This is a genomic window from Paracoccaceae bacterium (genome assembly GCA_033344815.1).
GTDB lineage: Bacteria > Pseudomonadota > Alphaproteobacteria > Rhodobacterales > Rhodobacteraceae > Roseobacter.
The window spans coordinates 2163106-2180796 of sequence record JAWPMR010000001.1; the positions used below are offsets into that span (position 1 = coordinate 2163106).

Below are 17691 nucleotides of genomic sequence, written 5' to 3' on the forward strand. Positions count from 1 at the left end.
GTTGCAATGCCCTGCAATGCCCGCCATATAAAGGTCGAGCAACAAAAGACAGGCGCCCCATGACTCAATACATGGATTTCGAGAAACCGCTGGCTGAAATCGAAGGCAAAGCGGAAGAACTGCGTGCGCTGGCCCGCGCCAGTGAGGAAATGGACGTCACGGACGAGGCCGCCGCATTGGACGCCAAGGCCAGCACGATGCTGGTGGATCTTTACAAATCGCTGACGCCCTGGCGCAAATGTCAGGTCGCGCGTCACCCCGAGCGCCCGCATTGCCATGATTACATCAAGGCGCTCTTCACCGATTACACGCCCTTGGCCGGCGACCGTAACTTTGCCGATGATCATGCGGTGATGGGCGGATTGGCCCGGTTCAACGACCAGCCGGTCATTGTGATCGGTCATGAAAAGGGACATGATACCAAATCTCGCATCGAACGTAATTTCGGCATGGCGCGCCCCGAAGGATACCGCAAGGCAATCCGCCTGATGGACATTGCCCACCGTTTTAATCTGCCCGTGATCACGCTGGTGGACACGCCGGGCGCCTATCCCGGCAAGGGGGCTGAGGAACGCGGCCAGTCTGAGGCTATCGCGCGCGCCACTGAGAAATGCCTGCAGATCGGTGTACCACTGGTTTCGGTGATCATCGGCGAGGGCGGCTCAGGCGGCGCTGTCGCCTTTGCGACGGCCAACCGTGTGGCAATGCTGGAGCATTCGGTTTATTCGGTAATCAGCCCGGAGGGCTGTGCCTCGATCTTGTGGAAAGACGCCGAAAAGATGCGCGAAGCCGCAGAGGCGTTGCGCCTGACGGCGGATGATCTGAAACAACTGGGCGTCATTGACCGGATCATTCCCGAACCGACAGGCGGCGCGCACAGAAACGCAGGGCACGCCATTGCCGCCGTCGGGCGCGCAATCGAAGGTATGCTCAAGGATCTCAAGACCAAAGACGCGGCCGAGCTTGTCAAAGATCGCCGTACCAAATTCATCGAAATCGGAGCGAAAGGGCTCGCCGCCTGAGGTTCAGGACGCAGGTTTCAGCGTGATACTGAAACGGGGCCCGGGCGCGTCCAGTCGATCAAACCCGAGGGCAGGATATATTGCATGCACCAGGGTATTCTCCGGATGGGTGCCCACGGCGAGATATCGGCACCCTTGCTGCTCCGCAACTGTTTGACTGGCCTCAATCAACGCTTTGGCGACACCGGTTCTGCGCGCTTCCGGCACGACGTAAAGGTGATGCAGATCCATACCCCGCATCCCATACTGCACCCTTGCCAGGGGACAGAGCGCTGCATAGCCGACGCATGTCCCCCGCAATTCCGCCAGCAGGACCCGAACCCAGGGGTTTGGCCCAAGAATGTCACGCGCCAGTTCCTCGCGCGTGACGGTGGCCACATCGCCGTGATGCGTGGCCAGTTTCGCCACCATCCCTGCCACGACCGACAGGTCCGCCGCTGACGCAGGCCTGATTTGTCCACAGAATTTTAGTTTTTCTTTTTCCATTACAAATATTTACTCGTCAAAAACAAACGTGTGACCCCTACACCACGCGCTAAATACAACGTAAAATTGTGTCTAATTAAGGGCAACATTCTGTTAAAATTCTACATATAGTAGAATTTTTCAAGGGCAAACGTCGCGTAAATCCGCTGGTTCAGCTCGCCAGCATCCGCAATCCCTGGGTCACATCAGAGCGTACCGCAAGGCGCAGACCCGGCTCATCCCCGGCGCGCAGGGCTGCGATGATCAAACGGTGGAACTGCGGCGGTTCAGTCTTGCGCAAACGCCCGTACAGCGCACGCATCGTCGGCCCCATCTGCAGCCAGACAGTTTCAGCCATCGCCAGCATCGCAGGTGCCTGAGCCCTGAGATAGAGCGTGCGATGGAACTCCAGATTGGTGCGCAGATAACTGACAGCGTCCCGATGCGCGACGGCCTCCGCGATGGAGGCATTGATCGTTTGCATGCGCTCGATCAGCGCCATATGGGCACGCGGCAAGGCGCGGCTGGCCAGTTCCACCTCGATGAGCGCGCGCAGGGCCGCCAGTTCCTCGATCCGCTCATTGCTGAGTTCGGGCGTTGCCACCCGGCCTGACGAGGACATGGTCAGCGCCCCTTCAGCCACCAGACGACGCACGGCTTCGCGTGCCGGCGTCATCGAAACCTCATATTCCTTGCCTATTCCACGCAGCGTGAGCCCCTGACCCGGATGCAGATCACCCTGCATAATGCGGCTGCGCAGTGCGCGGTAAACGCGGTCATGTGCGACCGGGGCGGCATCAGCGGGGCGGGGACTGAGGATCATATGCGTTTTGTGATCACAAATAGACCGCGCGTCAAGAGCTGCGTCTCAGGTGTCAAACCGGTAGCGGTGCAGATCCCCGCCCTGTTTGCGCAGCCACGCTCTGGGCGCTTTGTAATCCCCGTAAATGCGTTGCACGTGCTCCCAGAATGCCGGTGCGTGGTTCATTTCAAGCAGATGGGCGACCTCATGCGCGGCGACGTAATCCAGCACCTCAGGCGGTGCAAGGATCAAACGCCATGAATACATCAAGCGCCCCTCCGACGTGCAGGACCCCCAACGCGAGCGCGTGTCGCGCAGGGTCAAGGCTGTGTAGGGCCGCCCCAGTTTGGCCGCATAATGATCAGACGCCTCCGCCAGCCGCGCGCGCGCAATGGTCTTGAGGTAACCCGCCAGCCGCCGCCCCGCCCGCTCCGGTTTTCCGGGCACAGCCACCCGCCCCGCTTCAAAACGGACCTTGCGACCAGACCCTGCCACCACTTCGTGCATCAACCCACCCACGGGCACAACCGCGCCAAGACCCACGGCCACATCCGCGCCGCGCGCAGCCAGATGCTTGCGAATCCAGCTCTCTTTTTCCCGCGCAAAACCCATCGCTTCGCGTTCCGACACACGTTTGGGCAAGGTCAGGGTGACCCGCCCATCGAGCTGCGAAATACGCAGGGAAATCCGTTGCGCCCGGGCAGAACGCCGCAGGATCAGGGCAATGGGCGGGTCACCGGCTAGGAACATTTGAGACATGGGCGGGCTCTTATGGGGTGGCCTTGTGCGCAGCAGGCCTTTACAGCCTCCGTTGCATATGGCAATTGGCCGGAATCATCTACACCAGAATCGCAATTTAAAAGGGGGATTTCATGCCCAACGAAGAATGGGGAACGAAACGCCTCTGCCCCACAAGCGGCAAACGTTTTTATGATCTGAATAAAAATCCGATCATCAGCCCCTATACTGGCGAAGTCGTCGAGATTGACCTGAGCAAATCGCGCATGATTGCGGCAGATGCCGAGGATGCAGCCTCAGCGAAGGCCAAAGCCAAAGCCTCTGAGGAAGAGGATGAAACCGTATTGGATGATGATGACGACGTCGATGTGGATCTGGGTGATGATATCCTGGATGATGACGAAGATGACGATGACACCGTTCCGCTCGAAGAAATCGCGGATGTGGCATCAGAAGACGACGACAGCTAGATAACAAATCGCGCAGGGCGGCAGGTTTTTGACTTGATCCCGCCCCGCGTTGCGCCTATTCAGCGGCGCATCGGGTCGATGATCCATCCCGTGGGGCCCTGAGGGTCGCACATCGGGGCCTTAGCTCAGCTGGGAGAGCGCCTGCATGGCATGCAGGAGGTCAGCGGTTCGATCCCGCTAGGCTCCACCAAAAACCCATACCCGTGATGGTTCACGCAGTGCTGGTCAGAATGCGCGTCACCCCGCCCTGCGCCTGACACAAGCACCACGTTAAATTCGAAACCCCAATGTCATCCTTTTCAGGGTTTCGCTTGTGGCACGCTCAAAGATCCGCGTCCAAGAACCCGCATCAGTTTCACCGCCTGATGCGCCGGTATGGACAAGTATTGCACGCGTTCCTTGTCAACCACCACTGTCGTTCCCGACCATGTCGTGGGCGCGCCGGGCAAAAACAGGACGCTGCGTCCGGCGTCGCGTTCGATTTCAAAGGCGATCTGATCATAATCGTCAAACTTCACCATTACAGGCGTCAGCAAAGAGGCGATTTCGTCCTCTTTTGCCACGGACCCGATCATGCCCTTGGCCACCGCATAACCCGGCAAGGCATCAATCAGAAATCCTTCGAGTTTTTCCATCTTTGTGGACAGAAACCCGCGCCGCGCGGCCAGACCGGCGAGATAACACACCAGCACAATCAGCAGCAAAGCCAGTATATTGGCAAAAGCCACCCCGGCAACGTGGGATACGGGGATGTATTTATCCAAGGCTGTCGCCACAACAATACTGACCTGATAGGCCTTTCCGAAAACCACGAGGATGACCGCAAAAGGCACCAAAAATAGCAGACCGCCGAGGATTGTTGTCTTCATCTGATGTTCCTTTTACGACAGATTGGTTTGCCCAAGAACTATGCGGTTGCGTCGCCCGAGACCAGCCGCGATTTCTGGCACAGCCAGGATCAACCGTGCTGAACGCTCCGGGCGGCTTTTGTGACAAATGAAAAGAACTGCCTGACACGCACGGGTGGAAAATCCCGTTCTGGCAGATCTCTTTGCCGCGGAACTGCAAATTGTCGCCATATTGTCGCGGTATGCGTCGTAAATCCCCATCGACTCTTGGCCCTCAAAGGCATAACGACGCCGCAACTCGACCGCACGTCATGCGGTTTTGTGGCCGCGTGCCACGCAAGATACAGGTAAACTCCGTGATACAGACCCTTTCTGATGCCTTGGCCAAACAAGGCTACGACACGCTCACCCCTGTGCAGGAAGCTGTGACCGATCCCGCGCTGTCACATGCTGACCTGCTGGTCTCCGCCCAGACCGGCTCGGGCAAAACCGTTGGTTTTGGCCTTGCGATCGCTCCCACGCTTCTGGGTGAAGATCTGCACTTTGGTCCGGCCGGCGCGCCGCTGGCGCTGATCATCGCGCCCACGCGCGAGCTGGCGATGCAGGTCAACCGCGAGCTGACCTGGCTTTATGGTCCGGCAGGTGCGGTTGTCACCTCCTGTGTGGGCGGCATGGACACACGTACTGAACGGCGGGCGCTGGATCGTGGCGCGCATGTGGTCGTGGCCACACCAGGGCGTTTGTGTGACCACATCAAGCGCAACAACATAGACCTGTCTGCGCTCCGTGCGGTGGTATTGGATGAGGCCGATGAAATGCTCGATCTGGGCTTTCGCGAAGAGTTGGAATTCATCCTCTCCGAAGCCCCCGAAGACCGTCGCACGCTGATGTTTTCCGCGACAGTCCCGGCTGCCATTGCCAAGCTGGCGAAAAGCTATCAGCGCGATGCACAGCGCGTCGCCACCGCCGGGGACACACGGCAACACTCAGACATCGAATACCGCGCGATGGCCACAAATCCGCGCGATATCGACAATGCGATCATCAATGTTTTGCGGTTCTATGAGGCCAAGAACGCCATCGTTTTCTGCAACACCCGCGCCGCTGTCGCGCGGATGACGTCGCGCCTGACAAACCGGAATTTTTCCGTTGTGGCGTTGTCGGGTGAATTGACGCAATCTGAACGCACCAACGCCCTGCAATCTTTGCGCGACGGTCGCGCGCGGGTCTGTGTGGCAACGGATGTGGCCGCGCGGGGGATCGATTTGCCAAACCTCGAACTGGTGATCCACGCGGATCTGCCGTCCAATTCCGATACCCTGCTGCACCGGTCTGGCCGCACCGGTCGTGCCGGGCGCAAGGGGGTGTCGGCGCTCATTGTGCCGCCCAAGCTGCGCTCCAAGGCAAACCGCCTGATTGGCGGGGCCAAGCTGAAAGTGGAATGGGCCGAACCGCCTTCTGCCGCGGCCGTGAACGCCGCCGATGAATCCCGTCTGTTGGAAGACACATCTTGGTCCGAACCTGTCCCTGAAAACGCGCAGGACATCGTCAACCGTCTGGTGGGTGAATTCACCCCAGAACAGTTGGCGGCAGCCTTTGTGAACCTGATGCGCGCGCGTCAATCCGCACCGGAGGAGCTTTCCGAACCCGGTGTGCGCGATGATGGACCGCGCAAGGCGTTTGGCCCCTCGGTTTGGTTTTCGATCTCGCAAGGACGTCAGGACGGCGCGGAACCGCGCACCCTGCTGCCGATGGTGTGCAACAAGGGCAACCTGACCAAGGATGACATCGGCGCAATCCGCGTTCAACCAAGCCATAGTTTTGTTGAAGTGCTGGCGGCGCGCGCAGATGCATTTGTGGCCGCTGTAGGTCCGGATATGGTGCTGGAAGCCGGCGCGAAACTGACCCGTCTGGACAAGGCCCCCAATCTGGAACGCGGTCCCAGACCGGATCGCGCACCACGCGGGCCAAAGCCGGATTTCAAGAAACCACGTCGCGACAAACCGCGCTATGACCCGATGGATGCAGCACCCCCTGCAGAAGCCCCGCGCAAACGCGACAAACCGCGCACAGAAGTCTCGGACAAACCTTATAAACCTGCTGCAGCGCCCAAAGGGAAAAAGCCTCCCAAGTCACATAAGACTGAACGTTCCCCGATGAAGCCCGGGGCCAAACCCAAGGCCAAGGCAAATGCCGAAAGTACGCGCGGGCCGCGTGCCAAACCGGTCTGGACCAAGGAAAATCGGGAGGCGGCCAAGGCAGAGCGCACGGTGCGCGACGCGGGCGAAACACGTCAGGATCGTGCAGCAGGTGGCAAAGGCGGCGCGGCGCGCGACAAGAGCGCCATGAAGAAACGCGCCTCAGATACGTCCAAACGGTTTGTTCCGCCCAACAAGCGTGGCAAGGCACCCGCCAAAGGGCCAAATGCCACGCCCCGGCGCAAACCCCAGGGCTGACAACACATCACGCACACCGCAGCAGGACCCGCGCAACGGCGATCCGCAAAGTGACGGGAACCTAAGCATGTCGAACAGCCGGTGCAGCCTCCCCATGAGGGCCTGCACAAAGCGATCCTTGCTGGGTCGGCGCAGATAAGTCGCGCAGATCCACGGCGGTAGTTGGCCAGCCGTTTCACCTGTCAGAAATGAGATCAGCGCCAGCCCGCGCCCCGCACAGCTCAAAAGGCAACGATTGAACCCGCAGATTCGATCCGGTCCATGGGCGCTTCTACCGGGACTTCATCAGGGAACGCGGCGTGTGAAACTCTTTGTGGATGCCCTCAAGGCCCTCACGGCCCTCAGATCACGCCGTATGCGGCGCGCATCTGGCGGAAAGACAACAGGCGGCGCTCTTTCTCATCCCACAGATGCAAGCGCGCGCAGGCAAGGCTTTCTGCAATGCTCAAACGCTGTGCTTCGGCCAGTTCGCTGTGATCCCGCAGCACTTCTTTCAGGCGGTAAAACGGGATCCGGCTATACAGATGATGCACGTGGTGAATGCCGATATTGGCCGTGAACCACTGCAAAATACCGGGCATCACGTAATGCGACGAACCATGCAACGCCGCTTCGTGCAGGGCCCAGTCCTCAGGTTGGTTCCAATGGGTTTCCTCAAACTGGTGCTGGACGTAAAACAACCAGACCCCCAAGGTCGCCGCCACCAGCGTCGTCGGAACAAAAACCACCAGAAGCGGCATCAACCCGCCAAAATACACGATCAAAGCGACCGTGATCGCAACCCCCAGATTGGTCCCCATCGAACTCAGCCAGATGCGCCAGCCAGCGCTCATTTGACCCACCGGCACGCGGTTTTCGAGATAAAAGATATAGGCCGGGCCCAGCACGAACAAAATCAACGGGTTGCGATAGGTGCGGTATTTCACCCGTCCCAGCCAGTTGCGCGCTCTGTATTCGGCCACGGTCAACGTGATCACATCACCAATACCGCGCTTTTCAAGGTTGCCCGCACCCGCGTGATGGATGGAATGGCTGCGCCTCCACGTGTCATAGGGCGTCAGGGTCAGCACCCCCAGCCCACGACCAATCCAGTCGCTCAGCCTCCTGCTGGCAAAAAACGACCCATGTCCGCAATCATGTTGAATGCAAAACAGACGCACCAGAAACAGCCCATTGACGCAGGCCAGCACAAAGGCGGCGAAGGGGTTGATCGACAACAGCCACCACGCCACCGCCCAGATCGCCAGAAACGGGATCAGGCTGACCGCGATTTCAAAGGCAGATCGTGCCGGATTGGGGTCGCGATATTTGGCAAGAATCTTTACCCAGGCGGAGGCAGGCTTGGGCGCTGGATCCACCGGGATCGCGCCCTCAAACGGGGTTTCGGATGTCATGAAAGCCTGCCCTTTTGTCGATCGTTTCCACAGGGATACTGATGATCCACAATTACACAAGCTTATTGAGCAATTCTGAACCGTTTTAGGGTGATATGACGCAGTTGTGTTTCGGTTTGTAATGGAACGTGCCACCGAGCCGCGTCAAAATCGTCAAGAAACGGATGCAGAATCCCCAAACAGATCGCAGGCGATGTTTGACTTTTGCATCAGGGTGCTGTCCGGGATCAGGTGGAACTGGTTGATTGCGGCTGAGATGCAAACCTGCCGGAGACACGATCTGGCCTGACTTGATTGCCGTGGGGTCGCCTGATAGGCGTGACAGACGCCCGGCATGCACGCCCGGCGCTGGAGTTTTTATGTTTACGATTGCGGGTAACCGCTAAGTCCTGACTGTCAGGACGATCAGACCCACAATCGCCTGCGCAATCGCGTGAGGCTTCTTATTTGTGCGCGTCTCGCAATCGTTCGAAACAACTCCTGTTTCACTGGAAAAAGATGCGAGCGTCACGGCCGCCGTGTTGAGTGAAGACCTCGCATGGCAAGACTGAGAAAGACATAAAACCAATGAAAATACGACCAACACAGCATGATGACATTGCCCCCTTGCAAGAGGTGCTGGATGGCACCGAGCTGTTTCCAAGTGAGATGTTACCAGACATTGTGAACGGCTTTCTGTCAGATGCGGAAACCTCTGACATTTGGCTCACATGCGAGGTGAACGGGAAACCCATCGGGTTATGCTATGCCGTCCCAGAAGAGCTTGCGGAGGGGGCGTGGAATATGCGCGCCCTCGCAGTGCTGCCCCGCGCGCAAGGGGGTGGCTTTGGCAGTGCTCTCACGACACATCTCGAAGCGGAGCTGAAAGCGTGCGGACATCGGATCCTGATTGCGGAGACATCTGGCACGGATGATTTTGCACAGACCCGCGCGTTTTACCGCAAGAACGGCTATGCGGAAGAGGCCCGCATCAGAGATTTCTGGGGCGCAGGGGACGACAAAGTCATCTTTTGGAAATCGCTGATATAGCCCTGTAAACATGGCGCTGGCCATCGCCGGATGGGCCAGTTGCTTTTTATGTGGCATCTTTTGCGTCCCGCCAGGCAAATGCGGATGAAACTCTCGCGTTGATTGGAAGATGGGCAGGGTTTGAATGCCAGCGCCAATTGGTAACGCATAAGCTGTGCTGCCCCCGGGGTGCCCAACGACAAAGGCTGGAAAGGTTCCTCAACCTGCGCTCAAGAACACCAGACCCCTGGGCTCCGCCCGTAAAGGCTGGAAAAGATCAGGCGGGCCTGTTCTGGGTCGGCCGGCCCCTGGGCTCCGCCCGCACAGTCCGGAAAAGGTCAGGTAAACCTGTTCTGGGTCAGCCGGCCCCTGGGCTCCGCCCGTAAAGGCTTCGAAGGCTCCACTGGAGCCTTCGCCGAGCAAGCTCGGATCAGCCTTTACCCTTCCACGGCACGAGGATGCGTTCGGCCCAGCGCATCAGCATGTCGATGCCAAAGCCGATCACTCCGATCAGGATGATGCCCATGATCACGATATCAGTGTTCTGGAACTTGGAGGCGGTCATGATCATCATACCCGCGCCCTGTTCCGCCGCGACCAGTTCAGCGGCCACAACCGTGCCCCAGCACACACCCATCGCCACCCGCGCACCGGTAAAGATCTCCGGCAAGGAGTTGGGCACAATGACGTGGCGCATGATCTGCCACTTGCTTGCGCCCAGCGAATAGGCCGCGTGGACCTTGGAAATCTTGACACCCGACACGCCGGAACGCGCCGCAATCGCCATGATCCATAAGGCGGCCAGGAACAGTAGGATGATCTTGCCAGCCTCCCCGATCCCGGCCCAGATGATCACCAGCGGGATCAGCGCCAAGGGCGGCACCGGGCGCATGAATTCCACGATGGGATCAAACCAGCCCCGGAACCAATCGCTCAGCCCCATGGCATAACCCAGTGGAATGCCGACAATCGCGCCCAGTACAAAGCCGACGACGACGCGGAACAGTGAATACCCAAGGTGCTCGAGCAGGGTAAAGTTGCGAAACCCCTCGCTGGCAATGGCAATGGAGCGGGTCCAGACCTGTTCCGGTGCGGGCAGATACAAGGGCTCCATCTGCCAACCACGTGTCGGCTCGAAGTTGGGCGTGCCCTTGTCGGACAGGGTCACGGCCCCGCCGTCAACCTTGACCGTTTCGCCGGGCGCAATTTTCTCGCCGTTGATGGCAATGACCTTTGCACCATCGCTCTTGGTGATGTCATCGTTACGGTCCACGTTGATCAGACCTGTGCGCCATTGCGCGATCGCTGCGGAATCGTTTTTGGCAAAACCATCGCCCGGTTCCACCTCGGGCGCGTCCGTGTCGATCTCGCGCGGATGCACCACAACCGTCACCGTGGCATCATCAGGGGGCTGCCCTTCCGCTTGCGAGGTATAGGTAAAGCTTGTGGTTCCCTCAAACGGGCCCGGCGCATGCAGAAAACCCGGCAACAGGCTGGAGCCTGTGAAAATCCCCCACATCAAAAAGATCGTCAGGATCGAAATAATCCCGGCGGCGCGGTTGGGACGTACAGCGCTTTCATCGCCGAATGTCACCGTCTTGAGCGACGTGTAATCGCTCATACCCGCACCCTGCACCACTTTGGTCACAATGAAAAACGCCGCTATGAAGATGATGATGTATATCAGCAGAGGTATCATGCCGCGTCCTCCTTTCCGCCCATAATTTCTTCTTCCATATCCCAGATCATGTTCAGGATTTCTTCGCGTTTGGGGCCGAAGTCGGGATGTTTTTTCACTTCGCGCAGATCTGCATCAACGCCGAGGTCGGCAAAGGGCAGACGGTATTCCTTGTGGATGCGTCCGGGGCGGGGCGCCATCACGATCAAGCGTTCGCCCAAAAGCAGCGCTTCCTCAACTGAGTGCGTGATCAGAATGATCGTCTTGCCGGTTTCTTTCCACAGCTTCAGCACGAGGCTCTGCATTTTTTCCCGCGTCAAGGCATCCAGCGCGCCCAGGGGTTCATCCATCAGGATCACATCCGGGTCGTTGGCCAGACAGCGCGCCAGCGCCACACGCTGCTGCATGCCGCCCGACAATTCGTAAACCGCCTTCTCTTTGAAATCCTGAAGGCCAACCACGTCCAGCAGATGATCCACTGTCTCGTCCTTGTCGCGCTTGGGCGTGCCCTTCATCGACGGGCCAAAGCCAACATTTTCACGCACCGACATCCACTCAAACAACGCACCTTGTTGAAACACCATGCCGCGTTCCGCGTCCGGCCCGGTAACCTTGTGCCCGTTCAGGATCAACTCGCCGCTGGTCGGGGCCAGAAAGCCCGCCACAATGTTCAAAAGCGTTGTCTTGCCGCACCCTGAGGGGCCCAGCACGCTCAGCAACTCGCCAGCTTTCAGGTCAATTGAAACGTCCTGCAAAGCCTGCACATGATCACCGTTGGGCAATTCAAAGCGCATGGATAGATTTTCTATGGATAGTCCGGTCATGAGGTCCCCACCTGTTGTCCGCGCACCGCGGGTGTTCGGGCAGGGTTGACCCCGCCTCTGGTCGTTAGAGTGTTCCGGCGCAAGGCATTATCCCCGCGCCGGAACCCGTTCTTTTACAAGCCTTGGGCAGCTGTCAGCGGCGCTGTGTTGACCGCATCCTCATAGCTGTCCAATGCAGAATCAATCGAACCTGCTTCGACGAACACATCCGCAACACCCTTCATGAAGGTCGCCGCATTGCCGCCCAACCAAGTCTCAGAAAGCTGATCCTCGACGCCTGGGAATTTCATCGTGGAAATCGCGGATTTCGCCGCATCCAGATCCATACCCGCTTGCTCCGCAATCACGGTCAGCATCTCGTCTGTCGGGTTGGTATTCCATTCCTCGTTGGCGGCCGCTGTCACTGCCAGAAACTTGGAAACCGTGTCACCGTTTTCAGCGATGAAGGACGCTGGCGCAGATGTCACGTCAAACACCAGAATGCCCAGCTCTTCTTTTTCGTCGCCCGTCAAAAGGACGTTACCGTATTCCTTCATGCGGCCCAAACCACCGCCGTAACCACAGGCGAAATCAACCGCGCCCTGGCTCAGAGCCGCCGCCCCTTCCGGTGGCGCCATGTCCACAACCTGCAGGCTGTCGAGTGGGATGCCGAAATGGTCCATCTGACGCAGGAAACCATAATGCGCCGCAGTCCCCAAAGGCACGGCAACTTTCTTGCCGGCCAATTCGCCCGCGGACTCCTTGTCGATCTCCAGACCTGCAGACACAACGCAGTTGTCATTGTCCGAATAGCTCACGGCCACATCCACGACCTGAATGTCCTGACCGCCTGAGGCTGCGACCACGAACGGCGGAACACCCTGAGACACGGAAAGTTGCACATCACCTGAGGCCATTGCCGCGCTCATCGCCGTGCCGGTTTCAAAAGAAACCCAGTTTACCTTCATGCCCAGCGCTTCATCGTAAGCGCCGGAAGCCTTGGCCGCCATCATCGGCATGGGCCATTCTAGGAAATATCCCACGGTGATTTCCGCAGAGGCGGATTGTGCGCCCATCGCCATGACGGCGCCCGCAATAAATCCGCATGTTGTCTTTTTGATCATTCTAATTCTCCCGTTGATCTTGTTGCGACCCATTGTGGGCCGGGGTGTTATGGTGCGTCGCGGCTTTCTACCGCTTGTCTTTCTTCCTGTGCACGGCAATATCCAACGTCAGAATTTCGCCGCCCGCAAGGGCGTTTCAGCGACAAATGATGTATTTTAATGCATCTGCTCGAAAAATGCGCCCTCTCATTTCAATCGAGGCGGGTGCCCCCGGACCGCTGATATCAGCGCCCCTGTCCCGTCCTTCGACCGCGGCTATAGTGATGTTGTGAGCACAGCTGTGAAAACGTCCACTTTGCACCCCTGCATGAGTCCAGTTTGGCTTCATCGGTCGCTTTTCCATTTCAGCCGCACGCGAAGACGCAATACGGTCATGGCCGCAGCCCGCCCCGCGCCTGCGACACACGCCCTACCTGTCACCGCAAATACTGGCCACAGCTTGGTCCGGCGGCACAAAACCTCCCCTGCGGCGGCGCGGTGGGCTACCACTTCTGACGGGCTTCCCATCGCGCTGACCGCCCTCAAACAAGTCATGCCAGGGCTCCGCAGAGCGCAAAGGCATGTCCGTATAACAATTGATCTCTTCAAGGCACATAAATCAGGCACAGATCGGATTTGCCCGGATTTCCCCATGGATATAGTATGCTGGCGCGAGAATCACTTGAGGTCGGGGTGATTCTGGCCTTAGCTTTGATAGCAATCTGGCCCTACTTGTGTGCCTATAAAAACAGTCAATTTGGCGAAATCCGGCACCTGATGCCATCCGATTTCACCTGATTCTACGAAACCAAATGAAAGGTCTGCACCATGGACGGCAATTTCAATGAAAACGACATCAGCCGCATTGTCGAGGCAGACCGCGCCCACATCTGGCATCACCTGAGCCAGCACAAACCCTATGAAACCACCGACCCACGCATCATCGTCGAGGGCAAGGGCATGAAAGTCTGGGATCAGAAGGGCAAGGAGCATCTGGATGCGGTGTCCGGCGGTGTCTGGACCGTCAACGTCGGCTATGGCCGTGAACGGATCGCCAATGCGGTGCGCGATCAGCTGATCAAGCTGAACTATTTTGCCGGGTCCGCAGGCTCCATTCCGGGCTCGATCTTCGCCGAAAAGCTGATTGCCAAAATGCCCGGCATGAGCCGGGTGTATTATGCCAACTCCGGGTCTGAGGCGAATGAGAAAGCCTTCAAGATGATCCGCCAGATCGCCCATAAACGCTATGGCGGCAAGAAGCACAAAATTCTCTACCGCGACCGCGACTACCACGGCACGACCATTTCAACCCTCTCCGCCGGGGGTCAGGACGAACGCAACGCCCAATATGGCCCTTTCACGCCGGGCTTTATCCGCGTGCCCCATTGTCTGGAATACCGGTCCTTTGAACAAGACGGCGCACCGCAGGAAAACTACGGTGTCTGGGCGGCGGATCAGATCGAAAAGATCATCCTCGCAGAAGGTCCCGAAACGGTTGGGGGCTTGTGCCTTGAGCCGGTCACGGCGGGCGGCGGTGTGATCACCCCTCCAGACGGATATTGGGAGCGGGTGCAGGAGATCTGCACCAAATACGATATCCTGCTGCACATCGACGAGGTCGTTTGCGGCTTGGGCCGCACCGGCACGTGGTTTGGCTATCAGAACTACGGCATCCAACCCGACATGGTGACCATGGCCAAGGGTGTGGCCTCCGGATACGCCGCGATCTCCTGCCTGGTGACCACCGAGGCCGTGTTTGATATGTTCAAGGACGACCACACCGATCCGATGAACTATTTCCGCGACATCTCCACCTTTGGCGGTTGTGCGGCCGGTCCCACGGCGGCGATCGAAAACATGGGCATCATCGAGGATGAGGGCCTGTTGGAAAATACCGTGACGCAAGGCCACTATATGGTCGAAAAACTGAACGAACTGGCGGAAAAATACCCCTGCATCGGTCAGGTGCGCGGCAAGGGTCTGTTTATTGGCGCCGAGCTGGTCGAGGATCGCGACACCCGCGCGCCCGTGGCCGAAAAGATCGTACAGGCCGTGGTCGGGGATTGCATGCAACAGGGCGTGATCATTGGCGCGACCAACCGGTCCCTGCCGGGTAAAAACAACACCCTGTGTTTTTCGCCTGCGCTGATCGCGAAAAAGGACGATATCGACCACATCTGTGCGGCGGTTGATGCCGCTTTGGGCCGCGTTTTCGCCTGAACACCCCCGCAGTGACCTTTGAAAAGCCCCGGCACCCCGCGCGGGGCTTTTTTCATGCCGCAAGCCACGGCGAAGGTCGACTTCACGACCGCAATTGGTCACACTCCAGGGGCGAACAGCAAGAAGGGGCACCATATGATCTGGGCTGCGGCGTCAAAAATCGTCACGAAACTCGCTGAAACCAAAGGCGACGAAACGCCCTTGCGGGACGGGCTGATCAAACGCACCATTGGCCTTGCCGACACCGGCATCCCCATCGCGCGCGAAATCGAGCCGGGCGATTATGTCCGCTGGGACACACAGGACAACGACGCGCATACCTCCGGCGTCGTCAAGGGCGCGGACGGCGGTGATGTCAAATGGCGCGACTACCTCTGGACCGGCCCGGCCACTATTGATGAATGCCACTGGGGGGCGGTGCGCTGGCGGTTTTACAACAACGGTCTGGTCTGTTTTGACGCGCAAATGGCCAACGAAAGCGGCCAGCTCGATCACGGCGACGTACAGGGCCACCGCATTGAGCTGCGCGAGAAAAACGGCCTGTTGCTAGGCGTCTGGATTGCCGGTTTCTTCGTGCGCCGCGACCTGCCCCAACGCGGATTTGCCTCCTCCTTTGTGGACACGCATGAACCGCTGAAACTGCATTTCGACGAGATGGACGACCAACAGCACGGCGCCTGGCTCTGTCTTTGACGATGGCACTGCCACACAAAAGGTCATGACCGCACCGTTTGCACTGGCAATGCGGGATTTGTCTGCCGCGCGGCGTGGAGCAAAGCGAGGCAGCAGACTGCTCAACGGTGCTTCTGTCCGACATCGGGTTGATTTGGTGCTGACGAAAATTAGCGGTATCAGTTGAGAGGCGTATTCGATTTTGATTCCAAAGGTTACTTGCTTTTCCAAGGACACAGATTGCAGTTACAGCCCCACAGAGACGCCTTGGCCTCGGCCACAGCATCGGTCTTTCTCATCAATACGAAAGGCGCCGCTGGCACCGCCGCCACGCGGGACTTTAAAGGGTAAGCGCACTGGAATACGCGGGGCTTCCAAGCGACTTCGGCACGGTTCTTCTTCTATTCTCATTCGTGTTGGTGATTTCTCCATTTCTGGCCGGGTGCGACTTCGGATTTCTCAAAGTGCCGCCCTTTTCAACGAAAACAAGGAAATCTCTTTTATATCTGACGCCGGTATGCGCGATGTTTTCCGTCGCAGTGCACATCCCAATCATAAATGCACGGGAAGGCGAGCTTGTTCCGGAGAAGCAACTGGCCGCCCTGGAGGCAGCAATCGAAGCGCTTGAACGTCAAGTGAATGGCTCCACGCAGCAATCGACGGAGCAGAAGGAGCATCTGGCAGATCTACGAGACGTGAAACTCGTTTTTGATCAAGATGGTGCATACGGCGCAATGAACTTCTCGCTATTTTGGAGCGGGCCCGGTGATCTGGACCTCTCCCTCGTCTGTCCAAGCGGCGAAATAGTCGCCTACATGAATAAAATTAACTGTGGCGCGAGTCTCGACATCGATAGTGGTTTTTGGTCGTCGTCTACTGAACACGTTGAAAACATCTATCTCAGTGAAAGTGCTCCCAATGGTCAATATTCGGTAAATGTGACTCACTACGTATCCACGAACGAGGCCAAAGACGCCAGTGTCCGTTTCTCCTTAATGGTGTACCGCGTAGGAAACGATGACATACACGTAATTTCAAAGATCGCTGATGACATTCAGCCGCGTGAGGCGCAAAGAGTGTTTGTTTTCTCACTCCCAGAAATGTTGGCGCACTAGGCTCCAAAGCCAAAAAGCATATTTTCACCCAGACTGACCGGGGCGGCAGAGACGCATCGGCAAAGCGACCAGAGCGCCCAAAAATTCAGGCGGCTCAACTGTCTGGACCTTCGACGCATCCTAACAAATGGGCGGATGCACAGAGGGCCGGCGTCCCTCCAGGTCGTACTGATCGCAAGATCCCGGGTTTTAAAGTTCAAAACCAGTCAGCGCCGCGCCTCACACTCCTCCCGATCTCTTCTTGTACACAGCGGCGCGGCCCAGTGCTGGCTTCGGGACATGCCTTCGCCTGCTCCGGGACCAGCGCCACCGAGTACATGCGCAGCCTTGGCTCTGCGCGTCTGGCACCCAACGTCCCGCGCGCAAAACCACTGCGCCAGGTCACCCCGCCGCAGCTAACGCGCGCAGGGTGAGGTGGCGTCTAGTTCACCGTGATCGTGATCACTTCGCTCATGACCGGCGGATCATGCGGCACGTGGCTCCAATCCCCAAGAAGCAGTTGCAGCGTATGCGTGCCGGTCGGAAGCTCTTTGGTGACCTGTGTCTGACCGCCCCCGAAATGAACGATCTCATCGGTCGCGGGCAGGCCGGAATCAAGGTCCAGCGTTTGCGGGTCGGTGTTGATCAACAGGTGGTGATGACCGGTGTTTTCCTGCTCGGTACCAGCCGGGGCAACGCCCATGCCTACCAGCCCGAATACAACCGTGACCGGGTTCGAAACTGTCGCGCCATCCGCCGGTGAAATAATATAGGCCTGCGCGTTCTGCGGCGCCGGGCTGCGATGCCCATCGGCAAAGGCCGCTCCCGCGAGCATGAGTCCGGCGGTTGCTGTTAGAATGAAGTGCTTCATGGTGTCCTCCCTGAAAACGGGCAAAATTCCCGTTCCAGGAGATAATT

General features: G+C 58.3%; 16 protein-coding genes and 1 tRNA gene. 8 read left to right on the forward strand and 9 right to left on the reverse strand.

Going from position 1 to position 17691, the window contains the following annotated elements; genetic code table 11:
- Positions 1–59: 59 nt before the first annotated feature.
- Positions 60–1022, forward strand: coding sequence for an acetyl-CoA carboxylase carboxyltransferase subunit alpha (locus R8G34_10085; GenBank protein MDW3223218.1), 963 nt, complete (start codon positions 60–62; stop codon positions 1020–1022).
- Positions 1023–1025: 3 nt separating this feature from the next.
- Here the strand turns inward: R8G34_10085 and R8G34_10090 are convergent, their stop codons facing one another.
- The 3 genes from R8G34_10090 to R8G34_10100 all read right to left on the reverse strand — a co-directional run bounded on the left by R8G34_10090 (position 1026) and on the right by R8G34_10100 (position 3048).
- A complete protein-coding gene (locus R8G34_10090; protein ID MDW3223219.1) occupies positions 1026–1508 on the reverse strand; it encodes a GNAT family N-acetyltransferase in 483 nt (160 codons plus the stop codon).
- Between the two features lie 151 nt (positions 1509–1659).
- On the reverse strand, positions 1660–2310 hold the full coding sequence (locus R8G34_10095; GenBank protein ID MDW3223220.1) for a GntR family transcriptional regulator: 651 nt from the start codon (positions 2308–2310) through the stop codon (positions 1660–1662).
- Positions 2311–2355: 45 nt separating this feature from the next.
- Positions 2356–3048: a SprT family zinc-dependent metalloprotease gene (locus R8G34_10100; GenBank protein ID MDW3223221.1), complete on the reverse strand. Its 693-nt coding sequence runs from the start codon at positions 3046–3048 to the stop codon at positions 2356–2358.
- A 113-nt stretch (positions 3049–3161) separates the two neighbouring features.
- Here R8G34_10100 and R8G34_10105 point away from each other — a divergent pair, with 113 nt between their 5' ends.
- Both R8G34_10105 and R8G34_10110 read left to right on the forward strand, forming a co-directional pair.
- On the forward strand, positions 3162–3497 hold the full coding sequence (locus tag R8G34_10105) for a TIGR02300 family protein (protein ID MDW3223222.1): 336 nt from the start codon (positions 3162–3164) through the stop codon (positions 3495–3497).
- A gap of 114 nt (positions 3498–3611) precedes the next feature.
- Positions 3612–3687: transfer RNA gene (locus tag R8G34_10110), tRNA-Ala, on the forward strand.
- A gap of 109 nt (positions 3688–3796) precedes the next feature.
- On the opposite strand, the gene R8G34_10115 is transcribed toward R8G34_10110, so the two are convergent.
- Complete coding sequence (locus R8G34_10115) at positions 3797–4366, reverse strand: hypothetical protein (GenBank protein MDW3223223.1); 570 nt, start codon at positions 4364–4366, stop codon at positions 3797–3799.
- Between the two features lie 335 nt (positions 4367–4701).
- Here R8G34_10115 and R8G34_10120 point away from each other — a divergent pair, with 335 nt between their 5' ends.
- Complete coding sequence (locus tag R8G34_10120) at positions 4702–6801, forward strand: DEAD/DEAH box helicase (protein ID MDW3223224.1); 2100 nt, start codon at positions 4702–4704, stop codon at positions 6799–6801.
- Between the two features lie 341 nt (positions 6802–7142).
- On the opposite strand, the gene R8G34_10125 is transcribed toward R8G34_10120, so the two are convergent.
- A complete protein-coding gene (locus tag R8G34_10125) occupies positions 7143–8195 on the reverse strand; it encodes a fatty acid desaturase (protein MDW3223225.1) in 1053 nt (350 codons plus the stop codon).
- A 567-nt stretch (positions 8196–8762) separates the two neighbouring features.
- Between R8G34_10125 and R8G34_10130 the strand changes: the two genes are divergently transcribed.
- Positions 8763–9224: a GNAT family N-acetyltransferase gene (locus R8G34_10130; protein ID MDW3223226.1), complete on the forward strand. Its 462-nt coding sequence runs from the start codon at positions 8763–8765 to the stop codon at positions 9222–9224.
- A 409-nt stretch (positions 9225–9633) separates the two neighbouring features.
- Here the strand turns inward: R8G34_10130 and R8G34_10135 are convergent, their stop codons facing one another.
- The 3 genes from R8G34_10135 to R8G34_10145 all read right to left on the reverse strand — a co-directional run bounded on the left by R8G34_10135 (position 9634) and on the right by R8G34_10145 (position 12808).
- A complete protein-coding gene (locus R8G34_10135) occupies positions 9634–10902 on the reverse strand; it encodes an ABC transporter permease (GenBank protein MDW3223227.1) in 1269 nt (422 codons plus the stop codon).
- Complete coding sequence (locus R8G34_10140; GenBank protein MDW3223228.1) at positions 10899–11705, reverse strand: ABC transporter ATP-binding protein; 807 nt, start codon at positions 11703–11705, stop codon at positions 10899–10901. The genes R8G34_10135 and R8G34_10140 overlap by 4 nt, the downstream gene beginning before the upstream one ends.
- Positions 11706–11818: 113 nt before the next feature.
- Entirely contained in the window at positions 11819–12808 is a 990-nt protein-coding gene (locus R8G34_10145; protein ID MDW3223229.1) for an ABC transporter substrate-binding protein, read from the reverse strand.
- Positions 12809–13615: 807 nt separating this feature from the next.
- Between R8G34_10145 and R8G34_10150 the strand changes: the two genes are divergently transcribed.
- The 3 genes from R8G34_10150 to R8G34_10160 all read left to right on the forward strand — a co-directional run bounded on the left by R8G34_10150 (position 13616) and on the right by R8G34_10160 (position 16794).
- Positions 13616–15007, forward strand: coding sequence for an aminotransferase class III-fold pyridoxal phosphate-dependent enzyme (locus R8G34_10150; GenBank protein ID MDW3223230.1), 1392 nt, complete (start codon positions 13616–13618; stop codon positions 15005–15007).
- 54 nt (positions 15008–15061) lie between these two features.
- On the forward strand, positions 15062–15700 hold the full coding sequence (locus R8G34_10155; protein ID MDW3223231.1) for a hypothetical protein: 639 nt from the start codon (positions 15062–15064) through the stop codon (positions 15698–15700).
- Positions 15701–16092: 392 nt separating this feature from the next.
- Entirely contained in the window at positions 16093–16794 is a 702-nt protein-coding gene (locus R8G34_10160) for a hypothetical protein (protein MDW3223232.1), read from the forward strand.
- Positions 16795–17215: 421 nt separating this feature from the next.
- Here the strand turns inward: R8G34_10160 and R8G34_10165 are convergent, their stop codons facing one another.
- On the reverse strand, positions 17216–17644 hold the full coding sequence (locus R8G34_10165) for a DUF4399 domain-containing protein (protein MDW3223233.1): 429 nt from the start codon (positions 17642–17644) through the stop codon (positions 17216–17218).
- Between the last annotated feature and the right edge of the window lie 47 nt (positions 17645–17691).

Coding starts and splice junctions, on each gene's coding strand:
- R8G34_10085 (MDW3223218.1), top strand. CDS start 60: ATGACTCAATACATGGATTTCGAGAAACCGCTGGCTGAAATCGAAGGC.
- R8G34_10090 (MDW3223219.1), bottom strand. CDS start 1,508: ATGGAAAAAGAAAAACTAAAATTCTGTGGACAAATCAGGCCTGCGTCA.
- R8G34_10095 (MDW3223220.1), bottom strand. CDS start 2,310: ATGATCCTCAGTCCCCGCCCCGCTGATGCCGCCCCGGTCGCACATGAC.
- R8G34_10100 (MDW3223221.1), bottom strand. CDS start 3,048: ATGTCTCAAATGTTCCTAGCCGGTGACCCGCCCATTGCCCTGATCCTG.
- R8G34_10105 (MDW3223222.1), top strand. CDS start 3,162: ATGCCCAACGAAGAATGGGGAACGAAACGCCTCTGCCCCACAAGCGGC.
- R8G34_10115 (MDW3223223.1), bottom strand. CDS start 4,366: ATGAAGACAACAATCCTCGGCGGTCTGCTATTTTTGGTGCCTTTTGCG.
- R8G34_10125 (MDW3223225.1), bottom strand. CDS start 8,195: ATGACATCCGAAACCCCGTTTGAGGGCGCGATCCCGGTGGATCCAGCG.
- R8G34_10130 (MDW3223226.1), top strand. CDS start 8,763: ATGAAAATACGACCAACACAGCATGATGACATTGCCCCCTTGCAAGAG.
- R8G34_10135 (MDW3223227.1), bottom strand. CDS start 10,902: ATGATACCTCTGCTGATATACATCATCATCTTCATAGCGGCGTTTTTC.
- R8G34_10140 (MDW3223228.1), bottom strand. CDS start 11,705: ATGACCGGACTATCCATAGAAAATCTATCCATGCGCTTTGAATTGCCC.
- R8G34_10145 (MDW3223229.1), bottom strand. CDS start 12,808: ATGATCAAAAAGACAACATGCGGATTTATTGCGGGCGCCGTCATGGCG.
- R8G34_10150 (MDW3223230.1), top strand. CDS start 13,616: ATGGACGGCAATTTCAATGAAAACGACATCAGCCGCATTGTCGAGGCA.
- R8G34_10155 (MDW3223231.1), top strand. CDS start 15,062: ATGCCGCAAGCCACGGCGAAGGTCGACTTCACGACCGCAATTGGTCAC.
- R8G34_10165 (MDW3223233.1), bottom strand. CDS start 17,644: ATGAAGCACTTCATTCTAACAGCAACCGCCGGACTCATGCTCGCGGGA.